The organism is Rhodoferax sp. (assembly GCF_014859475.1).
Lineage (GTDB): Bacteria > Pseudomonadota > Gammaproteobacteria > Burkholderiales > Burkholderiaceae_C > Rhodoferax.
In genome coordinates this window covers 1-5,992 of sequence record NZ_JACUUE010000158.1, presented here as the reverse complement: position 1 = coordinate 5,992, position 5,992 = coordinate 1, and the positions used below count along the sequence as shown (strand labels likewise).

Sequence of the window (5,992 nt, the reverse complement as noted above, 5' to 3'; positions counted from 1 at the left end):
CCCGCCGTGGTGTCGGTCACCGCGCTGCGCAACGAGCAGGGTGGCATCATCGGCTACCTGCTGATCGGCACCGACAACACAGCGCGCAAGCAGGTCGAGGCCGAGCGTGCGCGGCTCGACGTGGCGCTGCAAAACAAGAATGTCGAACTCGAGCGCGCGCGTTTGCTGGCCGACCATGCCAACCAGGCCAAGTCGGAATTTCTGTCGAGCATGAGCCACGAACTGCGCTCGCCGCTCAACGCCATCCTGGGCTTTGCCCAGTTGCTGGAGTCGGGCGAGCCGCCACCGTCGCCGGCGCAGGCCGCCAGCATCGGGCAGATTCTCACGGCCGGCTGGTATTTGCTCAAGCTGATCAACGAGATCCTGGACCTGGCGCTGATCGAATCCGGCCGCCTGTCGCTGTCGCTGGAGCCCACCTCGCTGCACGACGTGCTGCGCGATTGCGAGGCCATGATTGCGCCGCAAGCCCGGCAAAAGGGCATTCGCATCAAGTTTGCGCCGGTTGACGACGACTGCTTTGTCAACGCCGACCGCACCCGGCTCAAGCAGGTGCTGGTGAATTTGCTCTCCAATGCCATCAAATACAACCGGCGCAATGGCAGCGCCGAAGTAAGCTACAAAATGCATTCAGCCGGGCGCCTGCGTATCAACGTGCGTGACAGTGGCGAAGGCTTGTCGCTCAGCAAAATTTCACAGCTGTTCCAGCCATTTAACCGGCTCGGGCAGGAGGCGGGCAGCGAGGAAGGCACCGGCATCGGCCTGGTGGTAAGCCGCCAGTTGGTGGGGCTGATGGGCGGTGAAATTGGTGTTACCAGTACGGTCGGCGTGGGCAGCGTGTTCTGGTTCGAGCTTGACGCTGCCTCGGCACCCCAAATGGTTCAAGATGACGCGCTGCCGTCCGTGTTGCCGCAAGTCGATGTGCCCACGGGCACCGCATTGCACACCCTGCTGTACGTGGAAGACAGCAAGGCCAACATGGCGCTGGTGGCTCAGTTGGTGGCGCGCCGCCCGGACATGCGCTTGCTGGGCGCTCCGGATGCCACGCGCGGCATTGCCCTGGCGCGGGCGCACCAGCCCGACCTGATTTTGATGGACATCAATCTGCCCGGCATCAGCGGCATGCAGGCGCTGGCGATTTTGCAGCAGGATGCCACCACCCGGCATATTCCGGTGCTGGCCTTGAGCGCCAATGCCATGCCGCGCGACGTTGACAAAGGCCTGGCCGCCGGATTTTTCCGCTACCTCACCAAGCCCATCCGGGTGCAGGAGTTCATGGCTGCGCTCGATGAAGGGCTGGCACTTACTGACACCGATGTGTCATCAGGGCTCAGACGGGGAGAAGTCGGTACTACACTGGCAGCTGTTGATTTAACAGGCCGCCGGGTCTGACACTGGAGCATTTCATGGCCTCACGCCCAAAAGTCAAAGCCAAGAAGCCAGACGCTGCCCAGACCCTGGCACCGGCCTCGCCGCCGACTTTTCCGATCGTCGGCATTGGCGCCTCGGCCGGTGGCCTGGCCGCGATCGAGGCTTTTTTCTCAGGCATGCCGCCCGATGCCGACCCCGGCATGGCCTTTGCGCTGGTGCAGCACCTCGACCCTGATCACAAAAGCCTGCTTACCGAGCTGATCCAGCGGCGCACCCGCATGAAGGTGTCCGAGGTCACCGACGGCATGGTGGTGCAAGCCAACCACGCCTACATCATCCCGCCCAACCGCGACATGGCTTTCCTTAACGGCACGCTGCAGTTGCTCGAGCCCGCCGCGCCGCGCGGCCACCGCCTGCCGATTGATTTCCTGTTCCGCTCGCTGGCCCTGGACCAGCATGAGCGCGCCATTGGCATCGTGCTCTCGGGCACCGGCAGCGACGGCACGCTGGGCGTGCGCGCCATCAAGGCCGAGGGCGGCATGGTGATGGTGCAAACGCCGGCCTCGAGCGAGTTCGACGGCATGCCGCAAAGCGCGCTGGCCACCGGCCTGGTGGACTTTGAACTGCCGCCGGCCGAAATGGCGGCGCAACTCATGGCCTACACGTCGCATGCCTTTTCCCGGCCGGCCCATCACATCCAGGCCACCGAGCCGCTCAGCGAAAACGCCCTGAAGAAAATATTCGTCCTGCTGCGCACCCAGACCGGGCACGACTTCTCCCAGTACAAGCCCAGCACCATTTACCGCCGCATCGAGCGGCGCATGGCGGTGCACCAGATCGAGGGCATTGATGCCTACGTCAAGTATGTGCAGCAAACCCCGGCTGAAGTGCAGGCGTTGTTCAACGACTTGCTGATCGGCGTGACCAGTTTTTTCCGTGACCCCGACGCCTTTGCGGCGCTCGAGGCGCAAGTCGTCCCCAAGCTGTTTCAGGGCAAGTCGGCGGGCGCCGCGGTGCGCGTCTGGTGCACCGGCTGCTCCACCGGCGAGGAGGCCTATTCGATGGCCATCGTGCTGCAGGAACGGCTGGAGTTGCTGCGGGTCAGCTACAAGCTGCAGGTGTTTGCCACCGACATCGACAGCCGCGCCATTGCCGTGGCGCGCGCCGGCGTTTACCCGGCCAGCATCGCCGATGACGTCACGCCGGAGCGGCTGGCGCGGTTTTTTACGCTGATGCCCGACGGCAGCGCCTACCGCGTGCACAAGGGCATTCGCGACCTGCTGGTGTTCTCCGAGCACGACATCATCAAGGACCCGCCGTTTTCCAGGCTCGACCTCATCAGTTGCCGCAACCTGATGATCTATCTGGGCGCCGAGCTGCAAAAGAAGCTGATCTTGCTGTTTCACTACGCGTTGCAAGCCGGTGGTTTTTTGTTCTTGGGCACCTCTGAGACCGCCGGTGAACAGGGCGACCTGTTTGCCGTGCTCGACCGCAAGGCCAAGCTCTACCAGCGCAAGGAAGATTTCCAGGGCGCGCAACGCGCCGCGCTGGGTCGTTTTTTGCCGCCGCTGGTCGAAAAAACCCTGGCCAAGTCGGCTGACAAAACCGCGCCGCCGCCCGCACTCGCGCTGCGCGAGCTGACCGAGCAAACCCTGCTGCAGCACGTTGCCACGGTGGCGGCGCTGGTGAATGGCAATGGCGACATTCTCTACCTGCACGGCCGCACTGGCATGTACCTGGAGCCCGCGCCCGGTGTGGCCGGCATTTACAACATTCTGAAAATGGCGCGCGAAGGCCTGCGCCGCGACCTCACCGTGACCCTGCACAAGGCGGCTACCAGCCGCAGCACGGCGCAGGCGCTGGGTGTGCGCGTCAAGACCAACGGCCATTTCACGCTGGTGAACCTGAGCGTTTGCCCGGTGCTGGGCGGCCCGTCTGGCGCGCTGGAGTCGCCGCTGTACCTGGTGATGCTGGACCATGCGCCCGAGGCAGCATCGACCGAGGCCGCCGCCGTTTTGGCGCCAGTCCCCAAAGCGCCCGCCCACAAGGCCGAAAGCGCCCAGATTGCCGAGCTCAACGAAGAACTGCAGGCCAAGGAAGAGTACCTGCGCGCCGCCAACGAAGAGCTGGAAACCACCAACGAAGAGCTCAAGTCCAGCAACGAGGAAATGCAGTCGGTCAACGAAGAGTTGCAAAGCACCAACGAGGAACTGGAGACTTCCAAGGAAGAAATGCAGTCGATCAACGAGGAGCTCAGCACCGTCAACACCGAGCTGCAGGCCAAGGTGGCCGACCTGTCACGCGCCAACAACGACATGAACAACCTGCTGGCAGGCACCGGCATTGCCACCATTTTTGTTGACCACAGCCTGCGCATCATGCGTTTCACGCCGGCGGTCAGCAGCATCATCAACCTGATCATGAGCGACGTGGGCCGCCCGGTGTCGCACATCGTGAACAACCTGGTGGGCTACACCACGCTGGTGGCCGACGTGCAGCAGGTGCTGCGCACGCTGGCCCCGAAAGAGGCCGAGGTGCAGACCACTGACGGCAAGTGCTACACGCTGCGCATCCTGCCCTACCGCACGCTCGACAACGTGATCGAGGGCGCGGTCATCACCTTTGTCGAGATCACCGAAGTCAAGCGCAGCCGCGAGGCACTGCAAAAAGCCAATGCGCTGTTGCGCCTGGCGGTGGTGGTGCGCGACGCCAGCGACGCCATCACGGTGCAGACTCTCGACGGCCACACCATCGCCTGGAACCCCGGCGCCGAACACCTTTACGGCTGGACCGAGGCCGAGGCCCTGCACATGAACGTGCGTGATCGTATTCCCCCCGCGCTGCAAGCGACCGCACTGGAACAGGTGCAGCAACTCAGCCAGGCCAAAACGCTGGCCCCGTTTCGCACCCGGCGCCTGGCCCGGGACGGCCGCGTGCTTGACGTTGACCTCACCGCTACCGCGCTGCTCGACGAAGCGGGCAAGGTCTATGCCATTGCCACCACCGAGCGCGCCAGTGCGGCCTAGCAGTCCGTTTCACCAAACAAATCGCGAAGCCCGCCATGACGAAAGCATCCGCCTCCATCACCCAACTGATGCACGACCTGCAGGTGCATCAGATCGAACTGCAACAGCAAAACGAGGAGTTGCGCCGGGCGCAGGAGGCGCTTGAGTTGTCGCATGCGCGCTATTTCGATTTGTATGACATGGCGCCGGTGGGTTACCTCACGGTGGCTGCCAACGGGCTCATCATGCAGGCCAACCTGAGTGCGGCAACGTTGCTGGGGGTGGTCCGCAGTGAACTGGTCAAACGGCCATGGAGCCGCTTCATTGTCAGATCAGATCAGGACAGCTATTACAAATGCCGTCAGCAACTGCTGGAAACCGGGCAGACCCAGAGCTGCGAACTGCAGGTGCTGAAAAGCGATGGTGTCGCGCTGTGGGTCAATATCGTTGTGAGCGCCGTGCGGCCCGGCACCCGAAACACTGATTTGCGCCTGATCATGAGCGACATCTCGGAGCGCAAGCATCTTGTTGATGCGTTGCAGGAGACCAACCAGAGCCTGGAACAGGCCCGGCTGCAGGCCGACCGGGCCAATCTGGCCAAATCAGAATTCCTGTCGAGCATGAGCCACGAACTGCGCTCGCCGCTCAATGCCATCCTGGGTTTTGCACAACTCCTGGAGGTGGGTTCGCCGCCGCCGACACCAAGCCAGCTGGCCAGCCTGGATCAGATCATCAAGAGCGGCTGGTATTTGCTGGCGCTGATCAATGACATTCTTGACCTGGCCTCGGTTGAGTCGGGCCATACCACCCTGATGATGGAGGCAGTGGCTTTGGGCACCGCGCTGAAAGACTGCCAGGCGCTGGTTGAACCCCTGGCGGCAGCCCGGCAGGTGCATCTCAATTTTTCCGAGCCGCCTTGCGCTTGCAAGGTCCAGGCCGACCCCACCCGGCTCAAGCAGGTGCTCATCAACCTGCTGTCCAACGCCATCAAGTACAACAAGGAGGGCGGTTTGGTGAGGGTGTCTTGTAGTGCCCCGCAGGCCAGCAAGGTGCGTATCAGTGTGCGCGATTCGGGCGTGGGCTTGTCAAAGCAGCAGCTGGCCCACTTGTTCGAGCCGTTCAACCGGCTGGGTCAGGAGCTTGGCACCAGCGGGGGCACGGGCATCGGCCTGGTGGTGAGCCAGCGGCTGGTCAGGTCCATGGGCGGCGAGATGGGTGTGGACAGCACCGAAGGCGAGGGCAGCGAGTTCTGGTTTGAACTCAAGCCCGCAGAGACCTAAGCGGCCAGGCTTATTGGGCCTCTTCAACCATTGCCAATAGTTTTTTCTCGACATCTTCGGCCACTTGCAGCAGCGAGGCATCTTGCGACAAGGCCGCCAGCATGGGCACGGGCCGGATCAGGCCGATGCGGGTGCTGCCTTTTTCTGTGTACACCGAGATACGACACGGCAAGGCCATGTTCAGTCGCATATCGATGGCCATCACTTTGGCCGCCTGCGCTGGATTGCAGACCTCGAACACCTTGCATTCTTCGGCAAAGTCGATGCCTTTGCTGCGCAGCGTGGCGCCCAGGTCATGCACATGCAGCACGCCAAATTGATGGCGCAGCACGGCGGCCT

General features: G+C 62.9%; 4 protein-coding genes. 3 read left to right on the top strand and 1 reads right to left on the bottom strand.

Annotated features, from left to right (window positions below):
* The 3 genes from IBX54_RS11735 to IBX54_RS11725 all read left to right on the top strand — a co-directional run.
* A partial coding sequence (locus tag IBX54_RS11735; protein ID WP_296542839.1) for an ATP-binding protein occupies positions 1–1,389 on the top strand: 1,389 nt, incomplete at its 5' end.
* Between the two features lie 14 nt (positions 1,390–1,403).
* Entirely contained in the window at positions 1,404–4,394 is a 2,991-nt protein-coding gene (locus IBX54_RS11730; RefSeq protein WP_296542838.1) for a chemotaxis protein CheB, read from the top strand.
* Between the two features lie 35 nt (positions 4,395–4,429).
* Positions 4,430–5,653 carry a PAS domain-containing sensor histidine kinase gene (locus IBX54_RS11725; RefSeq protein WP_296542837.1) on the top strand — a complete coding sequence of 408 codons (1,224 nt, stop codon included), beginning with the start codon at positions 4,430–4,432 and terminating at the stop codon, positions 5,651–5,653.
* A gap of 10 nt (positions 5,654–5,663) precedes the next feature.
* Here the strand turns inward: IBX54_RS11725 and IBX54_RS11720 are convergent.
* Positions 5,664–5,992 (bottom strand): DUF302 domain-containing protein (locus IBX54_RS11720; protein ID WP_296542836.1); only part of this gene is annotated, 329 nt, incomplete at its 5' end.